Origin of the sequence: Okeania sp. SIO2F4 (assembly GCF_010672385.1) — a bacterium.
Lineage (GTDB): Bacteria > Cyanobacteriota > Cyanobacteriia > Cyanobacteriales > Microcoleaceae > Trichodesmium.
Map to the genome: position 1 here is coordinate 15,956 of NZ_JAAHGT010000061.1, position 4,693 is coordinate 20,648.

The 4,693-nt window shown below is 43.7% G+C and carries 1 protein-coding gene; it reads right to left on the reverse strand.

The window, feature by feature from the left end; translation table 11 throughout:
* Positions 1 to 484 precede the first annotated feature (484 nt).
* Positions 485 to 4,543 carry a ShlB/FhaC/HecB family hemolysin secretion/activation protein gene (locus F6K22_RS06460; protein ID WP_375340139.1) on the reverse strand — a complete coding sequence of 1,353 codons (4,059 nt, stop codon included), beginning with the start codon at positions 4,541 to 4,543 and terminating at the stop codon, positions 485 to 487.
* Between the last annotated feature and the right edge of the window lie 150 nt (positions 4,544 to 4,693).

The following is a 4,693-nucleotide window of genomic DNA, read 5'->3' on the forward strand; positions in this document are numbered from 1 at the left end:
AAAGATAATTGATATCATACTGTAGGTTGGGTTAAGCGGTAGCGCCACCCAACAAAAACCTATGATGTTGATGTTGGGTTTCATTCTTCAACCCAACCTACGCAACCCCCTCAAAAATCAAAAGGAGAAGCAGAAACAGAAAAATAAAACTCCTCTTCCTGAATAGTGAGTAATTTGATTATCTTCATATTATACCTATAGGAAAAAGATAATTGATATCATACTGTAGGTTGGGTTAAGCGGTAGCGCCACCCAACAAAAACCTATGATGTTGATGTTGGGTTTCATTCTTCAACCCAACCTACGCAACCCCCTCAAAAATCAAAAGGAGTAGCAGAAAAGTGAGTAATTTGATTATCTTCATATTATACCTATAGGAAAAAGATAATTGATATCATACTGTAGGTTGGGTTAAGCAGCAGCGCAACTAAACAAAAACCTATGATGTTGGGTTTCATTCTTCAACCCAACCTACACAACCCCCTCAAAAATCAAAAGGAGAAGCAGAAACAGAAAAATAAAACCCCTCTTCCTGAGCAGTCTCGTCTTTTGAGTCCACATCCACCAAGGGAATACCATAATCCAACCGCATATTCACCCTCTCCCACAAACTCACCTGCAACCCCACCCCCACCGCTGCCAAACCATTACTTCCCTCCACCTCCTCACCATCACTATTCCACGCTACCCCCCCATCAATAAACGGCACTACCTGAAATAACCTCTTCTCCCCTGATATCCACGGCACCGGCAACCTTAACTCAAGCGTTCCCAACACCCCATTATCCGTCAAACGAGTATCCTGACGATAAGCTCTCACACTCCTATATCCCCCCAAACCAAACCTTTCTAGTGGCACTAAGTCTGATGGAGACAATTGCACATCTGCTCCTACCACCAATAAAGTATTTTCTGCTAACTTACGCACCCATTGTCCCTGACCACGCCAATAAAAAAACCTACTATCGGGTTCATTACTATTGACAGTCGCATCCAATATTCCCAACCCCACATTAAATTGAGAATTAAATGCTAAAACCTGATTATCCCCCCGCAGTTGATAATCTTGGAAAAACTGCAAAATTGATAATTTCGTTTCTCCATTCTCATCAGCACCCTCAGATAATGGAAAATTTGTGCCTAATATTGATGTTTGACTATCTCGTCTGGTTGCAGATAACCCCAAACTTAGGTTTTGCCATGGCGTTTGCACTATAGGTTGACGAAATGATAATTCGTAAGTATTAGAATTTGACTCAATATCGAGTCTTTCAAATGGTGATTCTATAACTTCATTATCTCGATGACGGTAAAATAGTTCAATGCGACCATTACTAGAGTTAACAGGAATAGAATAAGATACCTCTACCGTATCGCTGCCATCGGTATTAGTGTAGAGAGTATTGAAACTGTCACCCATTCCTGTTATATTCCCATAACCTACTTCTACTCCTCGCCGAAATGTTCCCACACTAGGTGCTCTGCCGTTATTACTGATGGTTGCTATTTGCCAAGGGTTTGCTGTGACAACTTCTACGTCTAATATGTTTGTATCTGGACGGACTCCTGCTGAGAGTTCGGCAGATATTGTTTTGATATTGGGGTCTAGTTGTAATAGTTGTAGGGCAGAAAATAGTTTTTCTTGGTTGAGGGGAGCGGTGGTTGCTTTTTTGAGGCGACTCTTGATATAATTCTCGTTTAATCTGCCTTGGATATTCACGTTGATTTCACCAACTTTTCCTTCTACTACTTGGAGTGTGACGGTGCCGTTGTCGGATATGGTTTGGGTGGGGATAAATGCTCCTGATGTGATGTAGTTGTTTTGGGTGTAATATTGTGTGATGGCGGTGCGTGCTGCGATGAGTTGAGCAAAGGTGATGGGTTGGTTGAGGTATGGTGTGAGTTGTTGTTGTAGTTCTTGGTTGTTAAATTTGGTGTTACCTTGAAAGTTGAATTGTTGAATTGTTACTTTTAGGGGTTGGGTATTGGAGTTAGTAGGAAGTCTAGCTTGAAAATGTGGGTAAATTTGAGTCAATGAAGATCTCTCCCCCAACCCCTCTCCTGCAAGGAGAGGGGTGAAAGATGCTCCCCCTTCCCTTGTAGGGAAGGGGGTTGGGGGGTTAGGTTTTTTTTCCCACAATTTTAGTCTAGATGCTCTAGCAGGAATAGTTCCGTTACTACTAGCGACTAGATAGGGTGGTTGTTGTTGAGTGTCTAATTGTTCGCAGTTTGGTGGTATTAACCAGGGGCGTGCGGGTGTAGCGGTGTTGGGGTTAGTTATGAGTTGAATACCTTGGGGTGTTGATATCCAACCTTGTGCTTCGATAAATTCTTGGTCTGATGAGGTGGTAGCTTGTGGAGGAGTTGTTGAGGTTTGTTCGTCTTGCCAGAGGGTGTTGGGGGTGAGGGGGTCTGTGGGATTTGGTGGTAAGCCTCCTTGTCCTGTGATGGTGAATTCGTTACCTTGTCCTTGTCGGCAAGGGTTTTGGTCGATGAGGTTGGAGATGTCGGGGATGGTGTCATCAAATTCTACGAGTCCGTCACTGGGGTCAACTTCTGGGGTGTTGATGTTGACTTGACCACTGAATGAGGCTCCTAATTCTGAGGTAGCGGTGATGTCGCTTTGGTCTGTTTGTTGGGGGCGGAATTCTGTGCCGAATATACCTGCTGCGGTGATGTTGATGGTGCCTCCGAATGCTTGTTGGGCGTTGGCGGATATGTCGCTGTTTTCGAGGGCAACTAGATTTTCGGTGTTGATGGTGATATTGCCTCCGGTGGCTGTTCCGGTGGCGTTGGTGGTGATGTTGCTTTGGTGGCGGAGGATGAGATATTTGTTGTTATTGATGGTGATGCTGCCTTGACCTGCTGTAGTTTCACCATTGAGACTAGCTTGATTTTCAATGAGGATGTTGTTACTGTTGATTTCTAGGTTGCCTGCTGGTTGTTCGGTGGCAGAACTGACTGTTATTTCAGCTTGGTTGCGTAGGTTGAGGGTTTCGGTGTTGATGGTTAAGGTTCCGCCTGCTCCTGTTGCTCTGGAGTCTGCTTCGGCGGTTATTCTGCTGGGTACACCGTTAGCAGAGGTTTCTGTAAGTTGTAGGTTTTTGGCTGAGATGGTTAAGTTTCCTGCGTTTCCTTGACCGGATGTGCTGGCTGTTATTCGCGCTCCGTTTTGGATTTGTAGGTTTGTTGTGTTGAGTGTGATGCTTCCTCCATCCCCTATTGCTTCTTCTTGTACTGCTGCTGTGATTTCACTTACTCTTTGACCATCAGCAGCTATTCCTATTAGTTCTATATTTGTGGCTGAGATGGTTAACTCTCCTCCATCTCCTTCACCAAATACATCTACTCCAATCTTTGCTCCATCTTGAATTCGTAAATTTTCTGTCTCTATATTTAAACTTCCTGCATTTGCTCCTTCTGCCTCCCTTTGTACTGAAGCAAATAAACCACTTCTAGGTTGTTCACCATTAGCACCAGTTCCGATTAGTTCTATATTCTTAGCTGAAATGATTAAATTTCCACCATCTCCTTTACTAAAAGTGCTAGTAGCTATCTGCGCTCCATCTTGAACTCGTAAATTTTCTGTTTCTAATCTCAAATTGCCTCCATTCCCTTCTGCTTCCCTATTAACTTGAGCAAACAAACCACTAGAAAATTGTCCTCCACCAAAAGTTCTGAGCAATTCTACATCCCTAGCAGAGATAGCTAAATTTCCAGCATTTCCCTTACCAAAGGTAGTAGTAGCTATTTGCGCTCCATCTTCAACTCGTAAACTTTCTGTTTCTAATCTCAAATTGCCTCCATTCCCTTCTGCTCTCACAAATACTGTAGCAAACAAACCACTAGCATTTGCAACGTCAGCAGAAGTTCCTGTGAGTTCTACATCCCCAACTTCATTAACAGCGGAAATTCCTGAAAGTTCTTGATTCCCAACATTGTTAACAGCCGAAATTCCAGGAGGCTCTACATCCATAGGGAAAGCTTCCGCAGATGAAGTTCCTGCGAGTTCTACATCCCTAGCAGAGATAATTAAATCCCCTCCATCTCCTGGGCCAAATGTCGTGGTACTGATTTGCGCTCCATCTTCAACTCGTAAACTTTCTGTTTCTAATCTCAAATTGCCTCCATTCCCTTCTGCTTCGTTGAACACTCTAGCAAACAAACCACTGGCTTTTTCACCATCAGCAGAAGTTCCTGTGAGTTGCACATCCCTAGCAGAGATAGTTAAATCTCCTCCATCTCCTGGGCCAAATGTAGTGATACTGATTTGCGCTCCATCTTCAACTCGTAAACTTTCTGTTTCCAGGCTCAAATTGCCTCCATTTCCTTCTGCTGCGTTGAACACTCTAGCAGACAAACCACTGGCTTTTTCACCATTAGTAGAAGTACCTGCAAGTTCTACATCCCTAGCAGAGATAGTTAAATCCCCTCCATCTCCTGGGCCAAATGTAGTGGTACTGATTTGCGCTCCATCTTCAACTCGTAAACTTTCTGTTTCCAGGCTCAAATTGCCTCCATTTCCTTCTGCTGCGTTGAACACTCTAGCAAGCAAGCTACTGACATTTTCGCCATTAGTAGAAATTCCTGTGAGTTGTACATCCCTAGCAGAAATAGTTAAATTTCCTCCATCCCCTCGACCAGATGTAGTAGTAGCTATTTGCGCTCCATCTTCAACTCGTAAACTTTCTGA